This is a genomic window from Microvirga sp. GN3 (assembly GCF_055792825.1).
Genome location: NZ_JBVVAK010000091.1, coordinates 1 through 21,962, shown reverse-complemented (window position 1 = coordinate 21,962; position 21,962 = coordinate 1). Strand labels below are relative to the sequence as shown.

The 21,962-nt window shown below is 62.1% G+C and carries 23 protein-coding genes and 1 tRNA gene; 12 read left to right on the top strand and 12 right to left on the bottom strand.

Going from position 1 to position 21,962, the window contains the following annotated elements:
- Positions 1-87: 87 nt before the first annotated feature.
- A complete protein-coding gene (locus ACS5Q1_RS31420; protein ID WP_473101889.1) occupies positions 88-696 on the bottom strand; it encodes a flavin reductase family protein in 609 nt (202 codons plus the stop codon).
- 4 nt (positions 697-700) lie between these two features.
- Positions 701-1,264, bottom strand: coding sequence for a nitroreductase family protein (locus tag ACS5Q1_RS31415; protein WP_473101888.1), 564 nt, complete (start codon positions 1,262-1,264; stop codon positions 701-703).
- Positions 1,265-1,533: 269 nt separating this feature from the next.
- On the opposite strand from ACS5Q1_RS31415, the gene ACS5Q1_RS31410 reads away from it, so the two are divergent.
- From ACS5Q1_RS31410 to ACS5Q1_RS31400, 3 genes are all read left to right on the top strand, one after another.
- The gene (locus ACS5Q1_RS31410) at positions 1,534-4,002 is read left to right on the top strand and encodes a YfhO family protein (RefSeq protein WP_473101887.1); all 2,469 of its coding nucleotides are present in this window, start codon (positions 1,534-1,536) and stop codon (positions 4,000-4,002) included.
- 17 nt (positions 4,003-4,019) lie between these two features.
- Positions 4,020-4,901 (top strand): hypothetical protein, encoded by an 882-nt coding sequence (locus ACS5Q1_RS31405; RefSeq protein ID WP_473101886.1) that lies wholly within the window; start codon positions 4,020-4,022, stop codon positions 4,899-4,901.
- Between the two features lie 107 nt (positions 4,902-5,008).
- A complete protein-coding gene (locus ACS5Q1_RS31400; RefSeq protein WP_473101885.1) occupies positions 5,009-6,382 on the top strand; it encodes a CBS domain-containing protein in 1,374 nt (457 codons plus the stop codon).
- Positions 6,383-6,476: 94 nt separating this feature from the next.
- Here the strand turns inward: ACS5Q1_RS31400 and thrS are convergent, their stop codons facing one another.
- From thrS to ACS5Q1_RS31385, 3 genes are all read right to left on the bottom strand, one after another.
- A complete protein-coding gene (gene thrS, locus ACS5Q1_RS31395; protein WP_473101884.1) occupies positions 6,477-8,489 on the bottom strand; it encodes a threonine--tRNA ligase in 2,013 nt (670 codons plus the stop codon).
- Positions 8,490-8,567: 78 nt separating this feature from the next.
- Positions 8,568-8,909, bottom strand: a complete 342-nt coding sequence (gene yidD / locus ACS5Q1_RS31390; RefSeq protein ID WP_473101883.1) for a membrane protein insertion efficiency factor YidD — start codon at positions 8,907-8,909, stop codon at positions 8,568-8,570.
- Positions 8,910-9,356 (bottom strand): iron-sulfur cluster assembly scaffold protein, encoded by a 447-nt coding sequence (locus ACS5Q1_RS31385; RefSeq protein ID WP_473101898.1) that lies wholly within the window; start codon positions 9,354-9,356, stop codon positions 8,910-8,912. It abuts the gene before it with no gap.
- A gap of 163 nt (positions 9,357-9,519) precedes the next feature.
- On the opposite strand from ACS5Q1_RS31385, the gene folE reads away from it, so the two are divergent.
- The 4 genes from folE (at position 9,520) to ACS5Q1_RS31365 (ending at position 12,914) form a co-directional block, all read left to right on the top strand.
- Positions 9,520-10,152 (top strand): GTP cyclohydrolase I FolE, encoded by a 633-nt coding sequence (gene folE / locus ACS5Q1_RS31380; protein WP_473101882.1) that lies wholly within the window; start codon positions 9,520-9,522, stop codon positions 10,150-10,152.
- Positions 10,153-10,160: 8 nt separating this feature from the next.
- Positions 10,161-10,577 carry a phosphoribosyl-AMP cyclohydrolase gene (gene hisI / locus ACS5Q1_RS31375; RefSeq protein WP_473101881.1) on the top strand — a complete coding sequence of 139 codons (417 nt, stop codon included), beginning with the start codon at positions 10,161-10,163 and terminating at the stop codon, positions 10,575-10,577.
- Positions 10,578-10,660: 83 nt separating this feature from the next.
- A complete protein-coding gene (locus ACS5Q1_RS31370; protein ID WP_473101880.1) occupies positions 10,661-11,815 on the top strand; it encodes an MFS transporter in 1,155 nt (384 codons plus the stop codon).
- Between the two features lie 88 nt (positions 11,816-11,903).
- Positions 11,904-12,914 (top strand): patatin-like phospholipase family protein, encoded by a 1,011-nt coding sequence (locus tag ACS5Q1_RS31365; RefSeq protein ID WP_473101879.1) that lies wholly within the window; start codon positions 11,904-11,906, stop codon positions 12,912-12,914.
- Here the strand turns inward: ACS5Q1_RS31365 and ACS5Q1_RS31360 are convergent, their stop codons facing one another.
- Together ACS5Q1_RS31360 and ACS5Q1_RS31355 are read right to left on the bottom strand one after the other, a co-directional pair.
- On the bottom strand, positions 12,915-13,346 hold the full coding sequence (locus ACS5Q1_RS31360) for a CBS domain-containing protein (protein WP_473101878.1): 432 nt from the start codon (positions 13,344-13,346) through the stop codon (positions 12,915-12,917).
- Between the two features lie 136 nt (positions 13,347-13,482).
- Complete coding sequence (locus ACS5Q1_RS31355) at positions 13,483-14,298, bottom strand: rhomboid family intramembrane serine protease (protein ID WP_473101876.1); 816 nt, start codon at positions 14,296-14,298, stop codon at positions 13,483-13,485.
- A gap of 291 nt (positions 14,299-14,589) precedes the next feature.
- Between ACS5Q1_RS31355 and ACS5Q1_RS31350 the strand changes: the two genes are divergently transcribed.
- Positions 14,590-15,273: a transglutaminase-like cysteine peptidase gene (locus ACS5Q1_RS31350; RefSeq protein WP_473101875.1), complete on the top strand. Its 684-nt coding sequence runs from the start codon at positions 14,590-14,592 to the stop codon at positions 15,271-15,273.
- A gap of 60 nt (positions 15,274-15,333) precedes the next feature.
- Here ACS5Q1_RS31350 and ACS5Q1_RS31345 read toward each other — a convergent pair whose 3' ends face one another.
- The 3 genes from ACS5Q1_RS31345 to cysE all read right to left on the bottom strand — a co-directional run bounded on the left by ACS5Q1_RS31345 (position 15,334) and on the right by cysE (position 17,062).
- Positions 15,334-15,864, bottom strand: a complete 531-nt coding sequence (locus tag ACS5Q1_RS31345; RefSeq protein WP_473101874.1) for a gamma carbonic anhydrase family protein — start codon at positions 15,862-15,864, stop codon at positions 15,334-15,336.
- 57 nt (positions 15,865-15,921) lie between these two features.
- A complete protein-coding gene (locus tag ACS5Q1_RS31340) occupies positions 15,922-16,119 on the bottom strand; it encodes a DUF3126 family protein (protein ID WP_152712679.1) in 198 nt (65 codons plus the stop codon).
- A 106-nt stretch (positions 16,120-16,225) separates the two neighbouring features.
- On the bottom strand, positions 16,226-17,062 hold the full coding sequence (gene cysE, locus ACS5Q1_RS31335; RefSeq protein ID WP_473101873.1) for a serine O-acetyltransferase: 837 nt from the start codon (positions 17,060-17,062) through the stop codon (positions 16,226-16,228).
- 80 nt (positions 17,063-17,142) lie between these two features.
- Between cysE and ACS5Q1_RS31330 the strand changes: the two genes are divergently transcribed.
- Positions 17,143-17,943, top strand: coding sequence for an enoyl-CoA hydratase (locus tag ACS5Q1_RS31330; RefSeq protein WP_473101872.1), 801 nt, complete (start codon positions 17,143-17,145; stop codon positions 17,941-17,943).
- Here ACS5Q1_RS31330 and ACS5Q1_RS31325 read toward each other — a convergent pair.
- Together ACS5Q1_RS31325 and ACS5Q1_RS31320 are read right to left on the bottom strand one after the other, a co-directional pair.
- Positions 17,940-18,437 (bottom strand): class I SAM-dependent methyltransferase, encoded by a 498-nt coding sequence (locus ACS5Q1_RS31325; protein WP_473101871.1) that lies wholly within the window; start codon positions 18,435-18,437, stop codon positions 17,940-17,942. The two genes, ACS5Q1_RS31330 and ACS5Q1_RS31325, sit on opposite strands and share 4 nt — an antisense overlap.
- A 56-nt stretch (positions 18,438-18,493) precedes the next feature.
- Complete coding sequence (locus tag ACS5Q1_RS31320) at positions 18,494-19,258, bottom strand: alpha/beta fold hydrolase (protein ID WP_473101870.1); 765 nt, start codon at positions 19,256-19,258, stop codon at positions 18,494-18,496.
- A 145-nt stretch (positions 19,259-19,403) separates the two neighbouring features.
- On the opposite strand from ACS5Q1_RS31320, the gene ACS5Q1_RS31315 reads away from it, so the two are divergent.
- The 3 genes from ACS5Q1_RS31315 to ACS5Q1_RS31305 all read left to right on the top strand — a co-directional run bounded on the left by ACS5Q1_RS31315 (position 19,404) and on the right by ACS5Q1_RS31305 (position 21,013).
- A complete protein-coding gene (locus ACS5Q1_RS31315; protein ID WP_473101869.1) occupies positions 19,404-19,667 on the top strand; it encodes a zinc-finger domain-containing protein in 264 nt (87 codons plus the stop codon).
- A 6-nt stretch (positions 19,668-19,673) separates the two neighbouring features.
- A complete protein-coding gene (locus tag ACS5Q1_RS31310; RefSeq protein ID WP_473101868.1) occupies positions 19,674-20,867 on the top strand; it encodes an FAD-dependent oxidoreductase in 1,194 nt (397 codons plus the stop codon).
- Positions 20,868-20,927: 60 nt separating this feature from the next.
- Positions 20,928-21,013 (top strand) — tRNA-Leu (locus tag ACS5Q1_RS31305).
- Positions 21,014-21,962: the final 949 nt, after the last annotated feature.

The window sequence follows — 21,962 nt, the reverse complement described above, 5'->3', positions numbered from 1 at the left end:
AAAAAGAACGGCCTGTGAGGATCCTCACAGGCCGTTCTTTTTGTGCACTGGAAGGGAAACTTGTTGTTGCCCCCGAAGCGAAGCGTCTCAGCCGCCAGGACGCGTGATCGAGAATTTGGTCTCGGGCGTCGCCACGAAGTAGTCGCGATATCCCGAGCGGGCGATGGGGCGCATGGCTGCAGTGTCGACGAGGCCGTTCACGATGTAGCGGTCATCGATATGGATACCGACCACCTGCCCGATCACGAGATAGTAAGATGGCTCGCCTCCCCCTAAGGGATTGAGCGGCACGGTCTGCAGCCATTTGCATTCGAGCGCCGCGAGAGCATCGGCCACACGCGGCGGCTTCACGAGTCGGGAGGCCGCGGCTTTCAAGCCTGCATGTTCCATCTCGCTCTCACCCCGCGGCAGAACAGCGGAAGTCAGGTTCATCTGCTCGCGCAGATCGTATGTCGCGAGATTGCAGACGAATTCACCCGTCTCCTCGATGAAAGTAAGCGCATCCTTCTTTCCGGCAGAGGAGAACGCCACCATGGGCGGGCGCTCGGATACGGCATTGAAGAACGAATAGGGCGAGAGGTTCACTTCCCCTTTCGCACTCATGGAGGTGATCCAGCCGATGGGCCGGGGAGTGACGATAGCCTTGAACGGATCGTGCGGAAGGCCGTGGGCGTTGGTCGAGGTTTCGTAGAACATCAGCTTAGAACCGCGTCACAATGTCGTCGAGGCTGGGTCGGTCGCGGTCTGCCGGGGGCTCCTTGGTCGTGCCGATATGGACGTAGCCCGCAATCCGCTCGTTGGGCTTCAGTCCCAGAGCATCCAACACCCGCCGGTCGAAAGCGGCCCAGCCCGAGAGCCATGAGGCGCCGTAGCCGAGAGCCGTCGCGCCGTTGAGCAGGTTCATACAGACGGCGCCCGCGGAGAGAACCTGCTCCCAGTCCGGGATCTTCACATGAGGGACCACGCGGGACACTACTGCGATGACGAGCGGTGCCTGCGCAAAGCGCTCCCGCTCGGCGGCCACCTGCTCGGCGCTGGCGCCAGGGTTGTCCGCCTGGAAAGTCGTCGCCAAAACATCCCCAAGGCGCTGGCGTGCCTCCCCTTGGATGAGGATGAAGCGCCAAGGAACGAGCTTTCCATGGTCCGGCACCCGGGAGGCGACCTTCAGGAGGGTTTCGATCTCCTGCTCGCTCGGCCCCGGGGCCCCCAGCCAGCGCGGAGGAACGGAACGGCGCTGCAGAAGGCGAGAGAGGCTATCATTCATGGGATCTTCATCCGGCTTGAATAATGTGAAACAATGAAGGTGGATGCTCATGAAGGCTGCGGAAGAGGCAAGCTCCGGCTTGCCATCGTCTCGCCGTCTTACTGCGCTTGAGGGAGCGCGGGCATCTCAAAAGACGGGCCGCTGCCACAACAGAAACAGCAGCGGATGTATAGGGGGAGTGCGGTCAGACGCCAAGCAGGTTTCAACCCATGGCGGCCCCAGCGGTATGCGCAGGCAGGCCGAAGGGTGGTCCCATGGGGAGAGGCAAGGTGGCGCGACGCCGCTTGAGAGCAATGCAGACATCAATTTCCGGACTGGATAGTCCACCGTCCCTGACCGCCTGGCCTGAGCGCCAGACGCTGATCGCCTTTGGTCTCATCCTTGTAGCTTGGGCGCTGGCGGCCTCCATCTGGCCGCTGACCGGAACCGTCGTTCCCTGGGACTCCAAGAACCAGTTCTATCCGACCCTACGCTACCTGGGCAGCGCCCTCGCCCATGGTGAGCTCCCCCTGTGGAACCCCTACCATTTCGGCGGACACCCCTCGGCGGCCGATCCCCAGTCCCTTCTGTTCACGCCCACCATGCTGCTGTTCGGATGGCTCGTTCCCGAACCGTCGATGCAGCTGTTCGACGTGGTCGTCTTTGCCCATTTCCTGCCCGGAGCCCTGGCCTTCGTACCCCTGTTCCGGCGGAGGGGATGGCATCCGGCGGGAGCCGTGGTGGCTGCTCTCATCTTCATGCTCGGCGGCTCCGCTACGGCCCGGCTCCAGCACACGGGCATGATCTTCAGCTACGGCTTCTTCCCGCTCGCCTTCTGGCTCCTGGAGGAAGCCCTGGACCGCCGCTCGTATCTTCATGGCCTGCTCTTTGCCGTCAGCGCCGCCATGATGGTCATCGGGCGCGATCAGGTCGCCTTTCTCTGCGCCCTGACACTCATTGCCCTGGTCGTGCAGCGAATCTGGGCGGCGCCCCGGTCCTTCACTTATCTCAAGTCCCGCCTCGGGCTCCTGGTCTTCATGGGGCTTGTCGGTGGCGCGCTTCTCGCCGTGCCCATCGTACTGACGATGCAGTTCCTCGCCACGTCGACGCGCCCCTCCTTCGGCTTCGGGGTGGCCGCCATGGGCTCCCTGCCGCCGGAGAGCCTGGCGACGATTCTGTTCGGGAACGTCTTCGGCTCCCTGCGCTGGACTTACGATTACTGGGGACCGGACTGGCACAGCCTGTCCGAGGGAACCTGGACGGACAGGGCCACCAATTACCTGTTCATCGGCACAATCCCGGCTCTTCTCCTCCTCTGGCACGGTGTGGCGGGTGGGCGCCTGTTCGCCCGAGAGTTCCGGTTTTTCCTCGTCGTCGGCTTGGTCGCCCTGTTCTACGCCCTCGGGCGCTATACACCAGGCTTCGAGGTCATTTTCGACCACTTACCGGGCGTGAATCTTTACCGCCGGCCAGCCGACGCGACCTTTGTCATCAACATCGCCCTTGCCTTTGCCGCAGGCTATCTCGTCCATCGCTATGCGACGGACGGACTGCCCAAATGGAACCGGGCCTCGCTTGGGCCGTTCTGGGCTGCCCTTCCGCTCCTGGCCCTGGGTCTCCTGATCGCGGCCACCGCCAGCGCTCTCGCCTTCGCCATCAAGGGAGGACATGTCTCGCCTGCCCTCATCGAGATCGGCGTGAGCCTCGCTGCCGCAGCCTTGGCCATCGCGACGATTACCGGGATGAGCGGCGCCTCGCGCTGGCGCGAAGCCATGGCCCTCATGCTGGTCACGCTGACCGGTGCCGAACTCATCGGCCGCCACGCGGCTTCAGCACTGAATGCAGAGCCGGCCGAGCGCTATACGGTCTTCACCAAGCTACCGCCCGAGCAACTCCAGGGCCTGCAGATCCTCAAGCGGGAGCTGGCCGAGCGTAACGCGAGAGGCGAATATCCTCGTGTCGAGATCCTGGGCCTGAAGGGCGCCTGGCAGAATGCGTCCATGGTCCTCGGGATCGAGGATATCATCGGCTACAATCCCTTGCGTCTGGCCGATTACGAGCGCGCCATTGGACCAGGCGAGAACGCAGAAGATCCCAACCTGCGTCGGTTCCCGACAAGTTTCCGGGGCTACAAGTGCGAACTCGCAAGCCTGCTCGGGCTCGACTACATCGTGCTCGATCGTCCGGCAGAGAAACTGCCGCGCCATTTCCCACGCCTGACCGGGGCCGAGGTCGTCTACGGAACCGGGCGGATGTGGATCTACCGCCTGAACACCTCCGTTCCGCGCGCCTATGTGGCGCATCATGTGACGCCGGTGGATTCTGAGGCCGTGCTCGGCCTGGAGGAACTGCCGGAATTCAATCGCGAGACGGAAGCTCTCATTGACGATGAGAGCATGTCCCTGCTCAGGGCCTCCTATGCGCCCGCGGGCTCAGTCCGCGACAAGGCCAAGGGAGAAGCGCGGATCGTGAGCTATCAGAGAAACTCGGTCACGCTCGATGTCGAGAACAGCGAGAATGGCGTGCTGGTGCTTCACGACATTCATTACCCGGGCTGGGAGGCCTGGGTCGATGGCGAGCGCCGGCCGATCCTTCGCGCCAATCTTCTGTTCCGCGGCGTCGAGATCGGCCCCGGACGCCATCGGGTCGAGTTCCATTTCCGCCCGATGTCGCTCGAGAATCTGGTTGCGGCCGCCTCCGATCTGATCGAAAGCGACGAAAAGCCGATTCAGACGGCCATTGCCTCCCCGCTCCAATGAGAGCCGATTTTCAATCGATGACCTTATTTGTGAAACAGTCCTTCCCCTTTCTTGGTCTGCTCGGCCTCATCGCAGCCGGCGCTGCCTCGGCCCAGTCTCCGGCCGTGCCGTCGATGTCGCAGAGCCTGCCCCCGATCTCGATTGGGCAGGTGACCCTGAATGCCGGGGCGACCTTCGCAGGGAGCAACGAACCAATCCGCTCAGGACTCGTGTGGCGGATCTATGAGGATCGCGGAGACGCATCCCAGCCCAATATCATGGCCCGCTCTACAAGCCCCATGCCGAGCTTCACGCTCTCCCCAGGCAACTACATCATCCACGTGGCCTATGGCTTCGCGAGCGCCTCGAAACGCATCAGTGTGCAGCGGGGCAATCTCAACGAGCGGCTCGCCATCAACGCAGGCGCCCTCCAGCTCAAGGGCGCCGTGGGCGGAAGCCCCATTGCCGCAAACCGCCTCACCTTCTCCGTCTATGTGCCGGAAGCACAGAACTCCGAAGGCCGGCTCGTGATCGCCGACGCCAAGGCGAACGACATGATCCGTCTGCCCGAGGGCACCTATCACGTGGTCTCCACCTATGGAGATGCCAACGCCATCATGCGCAGCGATCTGAAGGTGGAATCGGGGCGTGTCACCGAAGCGACGCTGAACCATCGCGCCGCGACGGTAACCCTCAAGCTGGTTGGATCGGCCGGCGGTGAGGCCTTCGCCGGCACGGCCTTCAGCGTGCTCACGCCCGGCGGCGACGTGATCCGCGAGGCCATCGGTGCCTTTCCGTCGGTCACGCTGGCCGAGGGCGAATACGTCCTGATCGCGCGCCACGAGGGCAAGGTTTATACCCGCGAGTTCAAAATCGAGAGCGGGCTCGACCGGGATATCGAGATCATCGCCACCCCGTAAAACCGCTGAACCTTTCAGTCCCCGCGGCATTGACGGTCAGTCAATGATCGGTCACGCCGCGCATGAGCCTGGACTCCCAAGGCGTGACCTTGCTGGAGAGGAAGCTCATGAAAATCGCAGAGATCATGACCCGCAACGTACGCGTGGTGAGTCCGGATCGGACGATCCAGGAAGCAGCGCGTCTCATGGATGAGATGAATGTGGGTGTGCTGCCCGTCTGCGACGGACGCCGCCTGCGCGGCATGGTAACCGATCGGGACATCACGGTCCGGGCGACGGCTGCGGGCCTCACGCCCGACACGACCCGCGTGCGCGAAATCATGTCCGACAATGTATGGTGGTGCTTCGATGACGATGACGTCAATCACATTGTCGAGTTGATGAGCGAGCATCAGATCCGCCGCTTGCCGGTGGTCGATCATGACAAGCATCTGGTCGGCATCGTCGCGCTCGGCGATCTCGCGACCGACAGCGAGGGCGATGCCTCCCGTGCGCTGCATCGCATTTCCACGCCCTCCGAGCCTGACCGGACTGGCACGCCCTCGACCTCACGAGCAGATCAGACCCCGAGTAGTGGACAAGCCCGACTGACCGGTGAGGAGCGGCGCGAGCTTGATCGACGTCTGCGGGACGATGGTGACGACTGGCGCCATCGTCCACACGATTACCGCGAAGATCGGCACAGCCGGGAAGACCGCTCGCGCAATCGTGGCCGCGGCGGATTCCGCTTCCGTGACGAGGATGACGTGCGCGCCGCCTTCGGCAGCTTCGGCTATCCCGGCAAGGAGAGAGCTCGCAATGCGCGCATGCGCGGCGGCTTCGGCGGTGACGGCTATCAGAGCTACGGCGACGAATACGCAGGCCGCGGCTCTGCCAGCAGAGGCTATCGTCCGAAGCGCTATGGCGCCTCCACCATCACCGGTGGACGCGCTCGTCCCGGCGATGACAGCAACGAGAATGATCGACGCATGCAGGATCGCGAGCGCACCTGGAGCCTCGTGAACGAGCAACGGGATCACAGCAATTACGGCATAGGCCCCGGCAATACACGCTTCGGCAATGACACAACCGCCAGCCGCGGCGAGGTCCGCCGGGGCGAGCATCAGGGCCGCGGACCGAAGGGCTATCAGCGTTCGGACGAGCGCATCCGGGAAGACATCAACGAGCGCCTGACCGACGATGCCATGATCGATGCGTCAGAAGTCGAGGTGCAGGTCCAGAACCGGGAGGTGACCCTCACGGGTACGGTTCGCGACCGCAACGAGAAGCGGCGCGCTGAGGATTTGGCAGAGTCCGTGTCGGGGGTGAGCTACGTGCAGAACAATCTGCGCGTCGGCCAGCAGCAGGGCTCACATGCGACAGGGACCGAGGCAGGTGACGCTGGTGCTACGACAACTAATCCCGGCAGTGGAACTGCAGGCCCGACTGCCGGCACGTCTCCCGGAGGACGCACGACCGGCCGACAGCGGCAGACGACTTGATATTTTACACTCCGCCCTCATCCCAAGAGCTGAGTAAAAAGAAAAAGGCGGCGCTTCTCTCGAGAAGCGCCGCCTTCATTCGTGCAAACAGAATTTATGCGATTGTCCGCTCGACCACGTGATGCCCGTCGAGCGTCACGTGGCCTTCCGGCTCGGAAACCGCCTTCGCCACACGTCTGCGATCTGGTGTCACGGCCTCTGCGGCGAGAACCTTCAAGGCCTCGTCGAGCGTCATGGTCTGCTGGTTCGGGCTTCCCAGTCGGCGGATGGAGACCGTCCGTTCGGCGGCCTCCTTGCGGCCGACCACGAGAAGCACCGGTACCTTCACAAGTGAGTGCTCGCGGACCTTGTAGTTGATCTTCTCGTTGCGCAGATCCGCTTCGACGCGAAGACCCGCGGCTTCAGCGGAGCGCACCACTTCCATGGCGTATTCGTCGCCCTCGGAAGTGATGGTGGCGACGACCGCCTGCACAGGAGCGAGCCAGAGTGGGAAGTGTCCAGCGAAATGCTCGATCAGGATGCCGGTGAAGCGCTCCATGGAACCACAGATCGCGCGGTGCACCATGACAGGCGTCTTCTTCTGGCCGTCATGGTCGACATAGAACGCGCCGAAACGCTCCGGCAGATTGAAGTCTACCTGCGTGGTGCCGCACTGCCAGTCCCGGCCTATGGCATCGCGCAGCACATACTCGAACTTCGGCCCGTAGAACGCGCCCTCACCCGGGTTGATCGAGGTCTTGATGCGTCCGCCCGACTGGTCCTCAATCTGCTTGAGCACGCGGGTCATCACGTCCTCCGCATGATCCCACATCTCGTCCGTGCCGACGCGCTTGTCAGGTCGGGTCGAGAGCTTCACGACGATCTCGTCGAAGCCGAAATCGGCATAAGTGGAGAGGATCAGGTCGTTGATCTTCAGGCACTCGGCGGCGAGCTGATCTTCCGTGCAGAAGATATGAGCATCGTCCTGCGTGAAGCCGCGCACGCGCATCAGGCCATGGAGTGCGCCCGACGGCTCGTAACGGTGCACGTTGCCGAACTCCGCAAGACGCAACGGCAGGTCGCGATACGACTTCAGGCCATGCTTGAAGATCTGCACGTGGCCCGGGCAGTTCATCGGCTTGATCGCGAAGACGCGATCGTCCTCGGTCTGGGTCGCGAACATGTTCTCGCGATACCAGCCCCAGTGACCCGAGGTCTCCCATAGGGCCTTGTCGAGGATCTGCGGCGCGTTGACCTCCTGATAGGTGCCTTTCAGGCGACGGCGCATGTAGGAGATCAGCTCCTGGAATACCGTCCAGCCCTTCGGGTGCCAGAAGACGACGCCCGGCCCTTCTTCCTGGAAGTGGAACAGGTCCATCTCGCGGCCGAGGCGGCGGTGATCGCGCTTCTCGGCCTCCTCAAGTTGACGGATGTAGGTGTCGAGCTCTTCCTGGTTTGCCCAGGCGGTCGCATAGATGCGGGTCAGCATGGCGTTGTTCGAGTCGCCGCGCCAATAGGCGCCCGCCACCTTCATGAGCTTGAAGGCATTGCCGATCTTGCCCGTCGAGGTCATGTGCGGGCCGCGGCACAGATCGAACCAATCGCCCTGGGAATAGATCTTCAGATCCTGCCCTTCGGGAATCGCGTCGATAAGCTCGATCTTGTAGGTCTCGCCTTTCTCCTTGAAGACCTGCTTGGCCTTGTCGCGGCTCCAGACCTCCTTGGTGAAGGGTTTGTCGCGCGCGATGATCTCGCGCATCTTCGCTTCGATGGCAGGGAAGTCCTCAGGGGTGAAGGGCTCGTTGCGGGCGAAGTCGTAATAGAAGCCGTTCTCGATCACCGGACCGATGGTGACCTGCGTTCCGGGAAACAGCTCCTGCACCGCTTCCGCAAGCACGTGCGCGGCATCGTGCCGGATCAGCTCCAGCGCGCGCGGGTCCTCGCGGTTCAGAAATTCGATCTTGGCATCCTGGGTGATCGGATCGGCGAGATCGGCGACCGTGCCGTCGAGTGCCATGGCGACGGTGCGCTTGGCGAGCGACTTGGCAATGCCTTCCACGATCTCCCGGCCGGTGATGCCGGAGTCATATTGGCGCCGCGCGCCATCGGGGAATGTCAGGGTAATCATCAAATGTTTCTCCTGGCTCACTCCTGCCAACGGAGCAGGTAAGCGGGGGCCGACGGTTCGTTGGATTGGAAGGCGAAATCAGCCGCCGTCAGGTTCGGCTGCCTCGCAGGTGATCGCAGTGGCATTCTCCGGCGCGTTCACGCCCCGCCAGCGACCATAGGCCCACGGCTTATACCAGGCTGCGCTCTCGGGCAATGTTTCAGGCACCAGATCGATACCGTGAGTGCCGATGGGGCCGCAGCGGCAGATGCGGGCCAAGCCCATCCACCCCCCAGGCCAGAAACCATGCCGTTGGATCGCCTCATCCGTGTATTCAGAGCAGGAGGGCAGATGGCGGCACTGGCGGCCGATCAGGCCGGACAGGCTCAGCTGATAGCCTCGGATCGCCCAATGGGCCGCCTGCTGGACAGGGTTAGGCATTTATCCCACGCTCTCGATCCGCCGTGCCTCGACTTGGCCAAGAGCATCCACGACAGCATCGAATGTCAAGAGGATCGAGGCATGACGGGCCTTGTAATCTTGCAAAGGTTCCAGCACCTTAAGCTCCTCCCATTTGCCTTGAGGGGGCTCCCCGCCAGCTTTGAGCAGACGACTTGCCGCATCGCGAACCTCGCGAAGCTCCTCTATGGTCGCTCCGATTATATTCCGCCCCATGATCGACGATGAGGCTTGGCCCAATGCGCAAGCCTTTACGTCATGGGCGAAAGCCGTCACGACATTGCCTTCGAGCTTCACATCGACCGTAACGGTCGAGCCGCAGAGTTTGGAACGGGCCGTCGCAGACGCATCGGGCTCGGCCAGCCGTCCCAGATGCGGAATATCGGCGGCCAGCTCAAGGATACGTCGGCTGTAGATGTCGTTCAGCATATCGGCCTGTGACATGACGGTTGGGAATGTGCTCATATACCTATATAAGCACTGTGATAGAGTTCTGCGACAGCGGTCATTATGACACTGTCTGGAAAGAAAATAGAAACTACCGGGCTGCCAAGCTTCCTCGGTTTAGAAAAGTTGAGAAAAGAGGCTCCACGTGAGTGATGTGGTTAAGTCCCTGTCCACGCGTCTGACGACAGCCGCCGACAAGCCAGTTGCGTCTCCCTCCCGGGAAGAAGCCGAAGCGGCGGTTCGCACCCTGATCCGTTGGGCTGGCGACGACCCGACCCGCGAAGGTCTGCAGGACACGCCCAAGCGCGTCGCCAAGGCCTTCAGGGAGTTCTACTCCGGTTACGACGAGGATCCATCGGAGATCCTCGACAAGATCTTCGCCGAAGTCGAAGGCTACGACGATATCGTGCTCGTGCGCGATATCCCCTTCTACTCCCATTGCGAACACCACATGGTGCCTTTCTTTGGGGTGGCGCATGTGGCTTATTATCCCACGAAGGGCGTCGTCGGCTTGTCCAAACTCGCCCGCCTCGTCGATGCCTATGCCCGCCGCCTGCAAACGCAGGAGACGATGACGTCCCAGATCGCCAAGGCCATGGTCGAGGCGCTCGAGCCTCGCGGCGTAGCCGTTATGATCGAGGCCGAGCATATGTGTATGTCCATGCGCGGCATCCAGAAGGCAGGCGCTCTCACGCTGACCACGCAGTTCACCGGCATCTTCAAGGAAGATCCGGCCGAACAGGTGCGTTTCCTGACCCTTGTGCGGAGCCGGGGCTGAGGTCTTCTATGAACCCGTCGCCATCCACTCTTTTCCCCTCGCCCGGTTCCAAGGCCGAACTTGAGGAGGGAACGGTCCTGTCCCCTCGGTTCGGAGCGGACGGGCTGATCACCTGCATCACGACAGATGTCGCGACCGGCGAAATCCTCATGGTCGCCCACATGAATGCAGAAGCTTTGGCCAGGACGATCGAGACCGGCGAAGCTTGGTACTGGTCCCGCTCGCGCGGAGAGCTCTGGCACAAGGGCGCAACCAGCGGGCAGATCCAGACGGTCAGGGAGATGCGGGTCGATTGCGACCAGGATGCTCTTCTTCTCAAGGTGCAGGTCGCAGGTGATGGCGGCTGCTGCCACACCGGGCGCCGGTCCTGCTTCTACCGGAAGGTCGAGACCTCCGGCGGCAAGCCCCACCTCGTCATCGATTGAGGTTCATAGCCCTGCAAAAAAGCAAGGCTGCCATCGTCCAGGAAACGGGTGCAGTTTCGGCCTGTCCGGGTTAGGAAGGCCCGATGACACGACGTGACCTTCTCCCTGCGCGGGCGGCCGCCAGCGCCATCTTCTTCGGCAACGGCTTCGGCATCGGCACCTGGGCGGCCCAGCTCCCCCGGTTCAAGGAATCGCTCGGCCTGTCCGATGGCCAGCTCAGCCTCGGTCTCCTGGCCTTCTCCCTCGGCGCAGTAGCACTCATGCCGATCATCGGCTGGGCTGTGGTGATGGTCGGCAGCCGCCCCATGACGTTGATCGCTGCCTTTTCCTTTGCGGCGGCCCTGATCCTCCCGGGCCTTTCTCCGAACCTGAGCTTCTTCGTCGCAGCCGCCCTCGTGGCCGGGGCCTGCAACGGCACCATGGACATCGCCATGAACACCAATGCCACGGTGGTCGAGAAGGCCTGGGGCTCGGCGATCATGTCCTCCTTCCATGCCTTCTTCAGCCTGGGCGGCCTAGCGGGAGCCGGAGCATCCGGCCTCCTCATCGCTTTCGATGTCAGGATCGTGCCGACGCTCGTGATCTCCTCCCTTGGGATGGGCTTTCTCTTCCTGCTGGCGGCGTTCTGGACGCTCGGCGAAAAAGAGCGGACCGTCGAGGGTCATGGCTTTGCCTGGCCACGGGGGAGCATCATCCTTCTCGCAGTGCTCGCCATGTTCTGCTTCATCGTCGAGGGTGCCATGGTCGACTGGACGGCGATCTATCTCCAGACCGAGGCCGGCGCGAGCCTGGAGGCTGCCGTCACGGGGTTCGCCGCATTCTCCCTCGCTATGACAATCTGCCGCTTCATGGGCGATTTCGTTGTCCGACATCTCGGCCGCGTTCGCACGCTGCAGCTGGGAGCACTGCTCTCGGCCCTCGGTCTCGCGCTCGCCATGCTCGTTCCGCACCCCCTGCCCGCCTCCATCGGCTTCGCCCTGGTCGGCATCGGCCTTGCCAACACGGTACCGGTCCTGTTCAGCACAGCAGGCCAGATGAAGGATTTTCCGCCGAGCATGGGCGTCGCCATGGTGGCAACTTTGGGGTATGGCGGCCTGCTGCTTGGCCCCCCGTTGATCGGATTCGGCGGCGAAATCTTCAACCTTCGCGCGATGCTGGGCCTCCTTATCGGCTTCACCTTCGTCATCATCATTTTGTCGCAGCGGGCTTTGCAGCGCTCCACTGTTCAGTTTTCCTGAACCAGTCCTACTTGAAACTTGAGGGGACCATTCATGCGGCTTTCATAGCAGGTTGGCATGAATAGGAAGCAAGGCCTTGGAGTGATCAATGTTGTGGGACGGGATTGCCCGGCGCAGCGCCGGATCAGGGGGTGGCGGAGGAGCGGCCGAGATCAAGTCACCGGCCGAGCGCGAAATCCGGACGAAAGCAAGAATCGGCCTGGCCTTGGGCGGCGGCGCAGCGCGCGGCTGGTCCCATATCGGCGTGCTGCGCGTCCTTACCGAAGCCGGCATCGTTCCGGACGTGATTGCCGGCTCCTCTATCGGCGCCGTGGTCGGCGGTTGCTATGCGGCCGGCAAGCTCGACGAGCTGGAGGCTTTCGCCCTGTCCCTGACCAAACGACGGGTCATGGGCCTTCTCGATTTCCATTTCAGCGGCGCAGGCCTCATTGGCGGCGGGCGCCTGCAACGCCTGCTGGATCAGGACCTGACGGACCGAAGGGTCGAGACTCTGCCGATCAAGTTCTGCACCATCGCGACCGAGCTCGTGAGCGGGCATGAGATCTGGCTGACCCGCGGCCCTCTCGTCCAGGCCATGCGGGCTTCCTACGCCCTCCCCGGCGTGTTCGATCCGGTCATGATCGGCGGCCGTTGGCTTATGGACGGCGCCCTGGTCAACCCGATCCCGATCACCGCCGCCCGCGCGCTCGGCGCGGATATCGTCATCTGCGTGAATCTCAACGGCGAGGTGCGCGTGCGCGGGACCGTCATCCAATCCTACGATGCCGGGACGAGCGACGAGCAGGAGATCGAGGACGCCATCGATGAAGCGCCCCGGCGCTGGGGTATCTTCCCAGGATCTCGAGGAGACAAGCCGCGCAAGCCGAATGCGCCTGGTCTTGCCACGGTGATGGTCGATGCCTTCAACATTACCCAGGACCGCATCGCTCGCTCGAGGCTCGCCGGAGACCCGCCCGATATCATGGTAGCGCCGAAGCTCGCCAAGATGGGCCTGTTCGAGTTTCACCGGGCCCTGGAATGCATCGCCCTGGGACGGCAGGCCACGGAGCGCGCCCTGCCGGATATTCTCGAATTGCTGCAGGAAACCCAGACAGGCTGATCAGGCCGTCGCGATATATTCCTTGATCGCCTGAGTCTCAGCCTCGACCTCTTCAAGGCGCAGCTTCACCACGTCCCCGATGGAGACGATGCCGGTCAGGCGTCCGCCCTCGACGACCGGAATGTGACGGAATTTCTGCTGGGTCATGAGTTCCATCACGTCGTTAATGGATGTCTCGCCCGTGCAGGTGACGACCTTCTCGGTCATGAAACGGGAGACAGGCTCGTCCAGGGCTTTCGCACCTTGCGTGGCAACGGCGCGCACGATGTCGCGCTCAGAGATGACGCCGGTGACGGGCCGGTGGCCGTCGACGATAAGAAGGGCACCTATTCTGCGTTCTGCGAGAATCCTGGCCGCTTCGCTCAAGGATCGGCCCGGCTCGATGGTGGCGACATCTCGGCCTTTGAGCGAAAGGATTCGATTGACGATCATTTATTCCCTCCCGTTGTGCGAACGGCGAGGACCGTCAGCCCTCGTATCCGCAAGACTGAAGTCGGGAACCTATCCCATGACAATGGGTGAGAACCCTACATCAGTATTACGATGATTGGGGCAAACGGTGTCGGTTTCAAGCCGAGATGCGGCTTGGCCGTGCAGGAAGTGGGTCCAGCAGCGGGAAAATGACGAGACCGGCCAGGAAGCCACCGATATGAGCCTCCCAGGCGATGCTCGCATCCATGAGCCCCAAGGGCTGGACGAAGGCGAACACATAGTTTGCGGCAAACCAGATCCCTAGGAAGATCAGAACCTGACGGTTGCGCACCATGTGCCCCAGGGTCTCGCGGGGCCGCTCGTGCGGCTGCGTTATGCGCCCTTCCCAATGCCATGAGGCCGGGGCAAACATGAACCAGGAGGCTGCTGCCATCAGGCCCGACACGGCCCCGGACGCGCCGATCATCGGCAGGACCTGCAAGGGATTCATGACGGCATAGAACACGGCTCCGCACACGGCGGAGGCCGCCAACAGGATGAAGAACCGTCCACCGCCGCAGCGCCTGACGATAGGAGTGCCGAAAGCGGCAAGCCAGACGCTGTTGATGAGCACGTGGGCCCAGGAGCCATGAAGGAAGGCATAGGACAGCGCGGTCCAGGGCCGCCCTTCCTCATTGGCTAGAACGTATTGTGCCAATGCCATCATCGGCGTGACCGTATCCTCCGGCACACCCTCGCGCAGGGATCTCATAATCTCGTCGACCTGAACACCCCCGAAGGCCACGGACCAGCGTGCCGGAATCACGGCCCAATCGATGATCACAGTGAAGTCCGTTTCATCGGACAGAAGCATCCGGAAGGCGTGGATGCCGATCAACACGGCCAGACACAAAGTAATGACAGCTGGCAGGTTGAGGATCGGCTCTCGGAGGCGGGACGGGTGTGGAGACATGAAAAACTTTTTTGTCTGGCAGCCGGCTTAAATCCTTGTGCCGACGGCGTTCGATTCATTTTCTGAGCTAGCCCCAATCTGGGCCCGCAGTCGAGAAAAACCAACAGGTTAGCAATAGCCAAGCTTGCCTCAGAGGAAACCTTTCCTTCCTCTTTTCGGCGCTCGAAGTTTTTGTTAACCATAATGGAACCGGTCGAGCCGCGACGCGTTAACTCACCTTTTACTTTCCGCTTGAGCCGAAAATGCAACCATGTCAGTTTGGTTAAAAGAACGTTAACCGGCTGGTGGGGCATGCGGCAGGATTATTTCAAGAATGGCCTTTTCTGTGGCGTAAATGAGAAGCCAGCCTCTGTGAGCACGTTCATTAAAACAGCTCTTCTCGGCCTGTCTCTCCTGTTTATCGGTACAACCGCCCAAGCCCAAACCGTGGCTGCCCTACCCGTTTCGAGCGCTCCGATTACGAGCATCGGCACTGCCAAGCCGCTTCTGGGCTGGTCACAGTTTTGCGAGAATTTTCGGTCCGAATGCTCCGTGAATGTGGCGGAGTCCGATACGATCGACCTGACCCCCCAAGTCTGGAAGACGATCGTCTCCGTGAATCAGCGCGTGAATTCCAGCATCAAGGCCGTGACGGATGCGGACCACTGGGGTGTCGTCGATATTTGGGGCTTCCCCGATGACGGCCGCGGCGATTGCGAGGATTTCCAGCTCCTGAAGCGCCGGCTTCTTGCCGAGGCAGGCCTGCCCCGCCGCGCCATGCGCATGACCGTCGTGATCGACGAGTTGGGCGAAGGCCACGCCGTGCTGATGGTACGCACCAACCGGGGCGACTTCGTCCTCGACAACAAGACCTCGTCGGTTCTCCCCTGGCACCGCACCGGCTACGTCTACATCAAGCGCGAGAGCCAGGACGCAATCGGCTGGGTGTCCCTCGGCGGCATCGTCTCATCGCCGACCACCACCGCAAACCGCTAAAAGAAAAACCGGCGCAAGACGCCGGTTTTTCGTTTCAGCATCAGCTTTATTCGAGGCGGATCAGTCGATCCGCCTCATTCCTTTTGCGAAGCGCTTCCAATTGTCCACGTAGTTCCTGGCCGACCAGCGAAGCCGATCGATTGCATCCGCATCAAGCACGCGAATTGCCTTGGCCGGCGCACCGACGATCAACGAATTGTCGGGAAATTCCTTGCCTTCGGTGACCAGCGCATTGGCGCCCACCAAGCAATTCGCACCAATGCGGGCATGATTGAGGATCGTGGCTCCCATGCCGATCAGGGAGTTCTCGCCGATCGTGCAACCATGCAGGATGGCCTTGTGCCCGATGGTGCACCCTGCCCCGACGGTGAGGGGTGCACCCATATCCGTATGGAGCAAAGCCCCTTCCTGGATGTTCGTGCCCTCGCCGATATCGATCAGCTCGTTGTCGCCGCGCAGCACGGCACCGAACCAGATGCCCACATCCAGCCCCAAGCGCACCTTGCCGATCACATGAGCGTCCGGAGCGATCCAGAAGCGGTCAGGCGAAGGAAAAATGGGGGCGCTGTCGTCGAGTCTGTAGATCGGCATCGCATGTCCAGAAAGAAAAACAGCAGAACCTAGGAAGGCCCTGCTGCGGAAGATTGCCTAGTCCTCGAGATCCGTATCGAGGATGGCCATGGTGAAATTGAACGAGCGGTCCCCATCCTCATCGTCGAGGAAGAGCACGCCGACGAATTCCTCCCCGATGTAAACTTCCGCCGAATCGGCCTTTTTCGGGCGACCGACGACGCGGATCGAGTGGTTCGCAAAGGTCTGGCGCAGATAGCGCTCGACTTTAGCCATCTCGGTTTTGTCCACTACAGGTCCTTTCTTGATTTCACGGAAGCTGCACTTGCCATGCCCGGCAAACGCGAGCAAGCGGGGTTAGGTCCCAAACGGAGCCCTGCCCTCAGATTCCGTCCATCTCCGAGAAGCAATGATCCATGGAGCGGGCAGGCTCTTCGCATCCGGCCGTACCGATGACCTTCGCCGGAACACCGGCCACCGTGGCATTATGGGGCACGGGCTTGAGAACCACAGAGCCGGCAGCGATTCTGGCGCAATGGCCGACCTCGATATTGCCGAGGATCTTCGCGCCGGCTCCGATCAGGACACCATGCCGAATCTTGGGATGCCGGTCGCCGCGCTCCTTGCCGGTGCCGCCGAGCGTCACATCCTGCAGCATCGAGACATTGTCCTCGATGACGGCGGTGGCACCCACGACAAGACCCGTAGCATGATCGAGGAAGATGCCGCGGCCGATCTGGGCCGCCGGGTGGATGTCCGTCTGGAACGTGTCGGAGGAGCGGCTCTGGAGATAGAGCGCGAAATCCTGCCGCCCTCTTTTCCAAAGCCAATGAGCCAGTCGGTGGGTCTGAATGGCGTGGAAGCCCTTGAAATAGAGCACGGGTTCGATGGCACGGGTGACAACCGGATCACGGTCCATGACCGCGCTGATGTCCGCCCGGAAGGCCGCTCCGATGGTCCTGTCGTCCTCAATGGCTTCGAGGAAGATCTGCTCGATGATATCGGCTGGTACAGCCGCATGCCCTAAGCGCGAGGCGACCCGGTGAATGACCGCGGCTTCCAGGCTCGGCTGATGCAGGATGGCGCTGAGCACGAAACCCGCGATAGCCGGCTCGGCCTGAACGATGGCCTCGGCCTCCGAGCGCAAGCGGCTCCAGATCGGATCGACCTTTCCGGCCACGGCATCCGGAGCTCCTGGCTTCAGACGCGTCTGTGTCATGATAGTCTCCTTGCCGGCTTCTTTATCGCCTTAAGCATAGATAAGAAGCCCAAGCCCCTTACCATAGATCCACGCGAGCCATGACCTACTCTTTTTCGCCGTCGACGTCCAAGCTTGTCGTTTCGCTTTCCGGCGGCATTGCGACCCTGGCCATAGACAACCCGTCCAAGCACAACGCGCTCGACCTGGAGATGTGGAAAGCCTTTCCCGACATCATGGGAGCACTCGATCGGGACCCGCAGGTGCGCGTGGTCGTCTTAAGAGGAGCGGGGCAGGAATCCTTCGCCTCCGGCGCCGATATCGGCGAGTTTGCGACCTTGCGCGCCGATGCCGAGGGCGGAAGACTGTACGAGGCCACCAACGAGGCCGCCTTCTCGGCGGTCGCCCATTGCTCGAAGCCCGTCATCGCCATGATCCGCGGTTTCTGCCTGGGAGGCGGCTTCGGCCTCGCCCTCTCCTGCGACCTGCGCGTGGCCTCCGAGAGTGCCATTTTCGGCATCCCGGCTGCACGTCTCGGAATCGGCTACCCGCCGGGCGCTATGAAGCTCGTGACGGCAACCATCGGTGCTCCGGCCGCGAAGGATCTTTTCTTCACCGCAAGGCGTATCGATGCGCAGGAGGCCTCACGCCTGGGCGTGGTGCAGCGGGTTGTGACGGAGGATCAACTGGAAGCCCACGTCCTGGCCCTGGCCAAGACGATTGCGGGAAATGCGCCCCTGACGATCAAGGCCGCCAAGGCAGCCATCGACGAAGCAGTCGGCGTGATGCACCCCGATGTCGATCCGATCACCCTCGCCGATCAATGCTTTGACAGCGCCGATGCCGCTGAGGGACGCAACGCGTTCCTGGAAAAGCGCCATCCGGTCTTTACCGGCAGCTAAGCTCCGTTGTCCCGGCAGTACACGAAATAGCGTCCTTCCAGCACCCTCGTCTCCGATGAAATGTCCCGACATGTTGGCATGTCGAAGGCGCGGTCGCCCAGCAGGATTCCGCCCGGCTGGAGCAAAGCTTCGAGCAGGGGCGACAGGCGCCGCGCCAGGCTCAGGTTCGCCTCCTCGTCGCCCGATCCGATATCGATATGGATCAGGGCCGCCGAGCCTCGGCCGTGTCTCTCGATGAAAGGCGGCAGGGTGTCGAAGAGGTCACCGACGATCAGATAGCCTTCGGGCGGATAGCAATCGGGATGGGCAGCGGGCGAGCGCTCGAAGACATAGATCTCACGCCCGGGCAGATGAGCACGTAAGTGATCGTAGGTGCGCCCGTTGCCGAGGCCGACCTCCAGCACGAGTCCCGCTGGGCTTAGGTTCCGCGCGGCCCAGTCGAGTAGATCGCGCTGTGCAGTGAGTCGTCGGATGGCGCTGTCGAGCCGGGTCATTCACTCCTCCTCTCAGAGAGATTGGAATGAGAAGCGCCAAGTCAACCGGCCAAGCTTCAGGGTCGATGAGCCAGGAAGTCCAGAACACCCTGCTTGTGAACCTTGTCGCCGACGGCGAGGTTGTGATCGCGCCCGGGAATATCGAGCGCAGTTGCGTTGGGTATGAGCTTGGCCAATTCCGGCCCCGAGCCTGACACATCGTCGGCCGTGCCGACGGAGATCAGGGTTGGGAGCTTGATGGAGGCAATCTCCGCCTTCGACAGCACCTGCCGCGAGCCGCGAATGCAGGCAGCCAACGCTTTCAGATCACTGCCGTTCTGCTCCGCAAAGGCTCGGAACATGCGCTGCATCGGATCGGTCAGGTCGTCGAGGGAGCGCATCTCCATGGCATCGGCAATACCGAGCGGCAGGCCGACACCTTCGACGAGGTGGATGCCGAGACCTCCAAGAAGCATAGAACGCATGCGATCCGGCGAGGCAATCGCCATATGGGCTGTGATCCGCGCGCCCATGGAATAGCCCATAACGTCGGCGCGCTCGATGCCGAGATGATCGAGGAGCCGGCGTCCGTCCTCGGCCATGCGATAGGAATCATAAGCCACGGGATCGTAGAGCTTCTCGCTCTCTCCATGACCGCGGTTGTCGAAGGCGATCACCCGGTAGCCGGCCCGCGTGAGGGTTTTGACCCACAGCGTGTTGACCCAGTTCACCGCATGGGTTGAGGCGAAGCCATGGATGAGGAGGATCGGGTCGCCCTGACCCTCATTTGGCGGGACATCGATGTAGGCGATGCTCACGCCGTCGGAATTGAAATAGCGCATGGAGCCGAAGGTAATTGGAACGGTCGGGAAACTGCCGCAACCTAAGCACCTCCGGCTGCGGATGCAATCGGTTGAACTTTGCTCTAGGCGCATGGCCGTTCGGCCATTATGGTGCGCGCAAATTTCATCGCGCAGAGCAACGGCAATGGCTGACAAAGGCACACCGCACTTCCACAACGATCCGGGAGTTCCCGTCATTCACGTGGGCTCCAAGGAGTTCATGTGCATCGGAGCGACGCCGCCTTTCGATCATCCCCACATCTTCATCGATATGGGCTCTGATACCGAGACCGTCTGCTCCTATTGCTCGACCCTCTTCAAGTACGATCCTGCCCTGAAGGCCTACGAGGCTCGCCCGGCCGAGTGCGTGTGGGAGCCCGATTTCGCGGCCGCTGCCGCCTCACGCTAACGCATCGTGCAGAAAACCGGCCTCTCGATTGCGGTTGTCGGCGCCGGCATCGGCGGCCTGACGGCGGCCCTGGCGCTGGCCCGTCAGGGCCATGCAATTACCCTCATCGAGCGTCGGACGGGCTTCAGCGAGGTCGGGGCCGGCCTCCAGCTCTCGCCCAATGCCAGCCGGATCCTGATCAAGCTCGGCCTTGGTCCCGCCCTGCGCCGGACCGCGTCGGAACCGCAGCGCGTCGTCGTGCGCGCCATCCGCACCGGCAAGACCATCGGACAGGTCGCGCTCGGATCTTTCATGCACGAGCGCTTCGAGGCGCCCTACTGGGTGGTGCACAGGGCCGACCTCCAGACGATCCTTCTCGACGCTGTCCGTTCCGAACCGGCGATCCGCCTTGTGATGGGCCGGACCGTCGAGGAGGTGGAGGACGGGCCTCAGCGGGCCAGACTCACCTGGATTTCTGCGGGCGGTGTGCGAGAGAGTATCGAGGCCGACACGATCGTCGGCGCCGATGGGGTCTGGTCGAAGGTTCGGCAGGCCCTCGGAGATGGAAAGCCCCCTGCCTTTCGCGGCTACATCGCCTGGCGTGCGACCTTCGAGCGGAAGGCAGCGCCGGCCGAACTCGCTGGCGACGAAACCGGCCTGTGGCTCGGCTCGCAGGGACATGTCGTGCACTATCCGATTGCCGGCGGCAGGCTCGTCAATGTGGTGGCCATCGAGAAAAGCCCCACGCCTGTAGACGGCTGGGCCGCTCCGGGCAACCGGGACGAGCTTCTCAAGCATTATGCCTCGGCCACCCCTGCCCTGCGCACTTTCCTATCGCAGCCGCAGGAATGGCTGCGCTGGTCGCTGTTCGACCATCCGGCCGCGCGCCTCGCCGAGGGTCGCGTCGCCCTTCTCGGCGACGCCGCCCACCCCGTTCTACCTTTCCTGGCCCAGGGTGCAGCTCTTGCCATCGAGGAAGCGGCCACCCTCGCCTTCCTGCTAGGCCAAGGGGGACAGGATATCCCTCAAATTCTCGCTTCTTATGAGAAACAACGTCTTGCGCGCGCAACCCGTGTGCAGAACGAAGCCCGTAGGAACGGGCGCCTCTACCATGCCGGCAATCTTATGAGCTTCGGACGCAATCAGGTCATGCGCCATCTCGGACCCGAGGGCATGACCCGGCGTTACGACTGGCTTTACGGTTTCCGCACGCCCGAATGACGGCGAGAGCGGCTCGCGCTCTTGCGCTCTTGGCTTGAGCCCGATAACCCTCATTCCAACGCGGACGTGGCGAAATTGGTAGACGCAAGGGACTTAAAATCCCTCGGGCTTTGCCCGTGCGGGTTCGACCCCCGCCGTCCGCACCACTACAAATTCCTTACATCACAGCGGCTTAGAGAGGCTCCAGTCGCACATGGAGCCTGCCAATCGCCCTCGGCATGCCCACGACCGGTGACGGGATAGCCCGTCGGGTCATCGCGGCTGATGGAAAGGGCAACCTTACCGTCCTCGTGAGATCCTGGGTCCAACTTCCGTGCGGGAACGCACTGACGGCGTGACGACATGGGAGCATCCTCTTCAGATCGTTAATTCCTGATCCCTATCTTGGAGGAGATAGACAGTGACCATGAGAGGCACTCGGGCTTCCACCAAAGCCCTTCCCTATGTCGTCGAGAATTCAGACCTGGAGCGGCGTCGCGTCCCTCTCTCGCTGTGTCTGGCCGGAACCGCGGTGGCGATGAATGTTCTCGCGGCAGTGTTGTCGTTGATGGCCTTGTCGATATCCTGACAGGGATCGTGGTCGAGCGTGCCCTTACAGTGAGGTTCGCCATGAGAAACATGAAGCCGGTCTATGCTGCTATCGTCCTCATCAGCATGAGTTCTGGAGCGATCGCCCAAAACCGCCAGCTGACCACTGCCATGGCCTGCGATCAGGCACGAAGCCTTGTTACTGCGCAAGGCTCCGTTGTTCTCAGCACAAGCCCCACGACCTACGAACGATACGTCGCATCTTCTGCCTATTGCGGGCTGGGTGAACTGGCAGGACCGGGTTGGGCTCCAACAAGGGATGTTCCCCGGTGTCCGATTGGCTCTCGCTGTGTGCCTGTCAGTCGCGGTAGCGGGCCTTGAGGCCTTAGGGCTTCCGTGCCATCCAATAAAGGCCGACCTTGTCTCGGCAGGTCTTAAGTTGACCTAGGTGTTTAATCCCGGACTTTGATGGTGCAATCTTTTCGCATGAGTGGAAGGAAGCACTATGGGGCAGGTTCTACACGGCAGCGCCACGACGACAGAGGCAATCCGTCGAGCAATACAGAA

Bases quoted from the DNA above. Each gene is read 5' to 3' on its own strand.
- thrS (WP_473101884.1), bottom strand. From the start codon at position 8,489: ATGATTACCCTGACATTCCCCGATGGCGCGCGGCGCCAATATGACTCC.
- ACS5Q1_RS31420 (WP_473101889.1), bottom strand. From the start codon at position 696: ATGTTCTACGAAACCTCGACCAACGCCCACGGCCTTCCGCACGATCCG.
- ACS5Q1_RS31360 (WP_473101878.1), bottom strand. From the start codon at position 13,346: ATGATCGTCAATCGAATCCTTTCGCTCAAAGGCCGAGATGTCGCCACC.
- ACS5Q1_RS31415 (WP_473101888.1), bottom strand. From the start codon at position 1,264: ATGAATGATAGCCTCTCTCGCCTTCTGCAGCGCCGTTCCGTTCCTCCG.
- ACS5Q1_RS31370 (WP_473101880.1), top strand. From the start codon at position 10,661: ATGACACGACGTGACCTTCTCCCTGCGCGGGCGGCCGCCAGCGCCATC.
- cysE (WP_473101873.1), bottom strand. From the start codon at position 17,062: ATGACACAGACGCGTCTGAAGCCAGGAGCTCCGGATGCCGTGGCCGGA.
- ACS5Q1_RS31330 (WP_473101872.1), top strand. From the start codon at position 17,143: ATGACCTACTCTTTTTCGCCGTCGACGTCCAAGCTTGTCGTTTCGCTT.
- ACS5Q1_RS31320 (WP_473101870.1), bottom strand. From the start codon at position 19,258: ATGCGCTATTTCAATTCCGACGGCGTGAGCATCGCCTACATCGATGTC.
- ACS5Q1_RS31400 (WP_473101885.1), top strand. From the start codon at position 5,009: ATGAAAATCGCAGAGATCATGACCCGCAACGTACGCGTGGTGAGTCCG.
- ACS5Q1_RS31365 (WP_473101879.1), top strand. From the start codon at position 11,904: ATGTTGTGGGACGGGATTGCCCGGCGCAGCGCCGGATCAGGGGGTGGC.
- ACS5Q1_RS31355 (WP_473101876.1), bottom strand. From the start codon at position 14,298: ATGTCTCCACACCCGTCCCGCCTCCGAGAGCCGATCCTCAACCTGCCA.
- ACS5Q1_RS31350 (WP_473101875.1), top strand. From the start codon at position 14,590: ATGCGGCAGGATTATTTCAAGAATGGCCTTTTCTGTGGCGTAAATGAG.
- ACS5Q1_RS31340 (WP_152712679.1), bottom strand. From the start codon at position 16,119: ATGGCTAAAGTCGAGCGCTATCTGCGCCAGACCTTTGCGAACCACTCG.
- ACS5Q1_RS31315 (WP_473101869.1), top strand. From the start codon at position 19,404: ATGGCTGACAAAGGCACACCGCACTTCCACAACGATCCGGGAGTTCCC.
- ACS5Q1_RS31405 (WP_473101886.1), top strand. From the start codon at position 4,020: ATGACCTTATTTGTGAAACAGTCCTTCCCCTTTCTTGGTCTGCTCGGC.
- hisI (WP_473101881.1), top strand. From the start codon at position 10,161: ATGAACCCGTCGCCATCCACTCTTTTCCCCTCGCCCGGTTCCAAGGCC.
- yidD (WP_473101883.1), bottom strand. From the start codon at position 8,909: ATGCCTAACCCTGTCCAGCAGGCGGCCCATTGGGCGATCCGAGGCTAT.
- ACS5Q1_RS31385 (WP_473101898.1), bottom strand. From the start codon at position 9,356: ATGCTGAACGACATCTACAGCCGACGTATCCTTGAGCTGGCCGCCGAT.
- ACS5Q1_RS31325 (WP_473101871.1), bottom strand. From the start codon at position 18,437: ATGACCCGGCTCGACAGCGCCATCCGACGACTCACTGCACAGCGCGAT.
- ACS5Q1_RS31345 (WP_473101874.1), bottom strand. From the start codon at position 15,864: ATGCCGATCTACAGACTCGACGACAGCGCCCCCATTTTTCCTTCGCCT.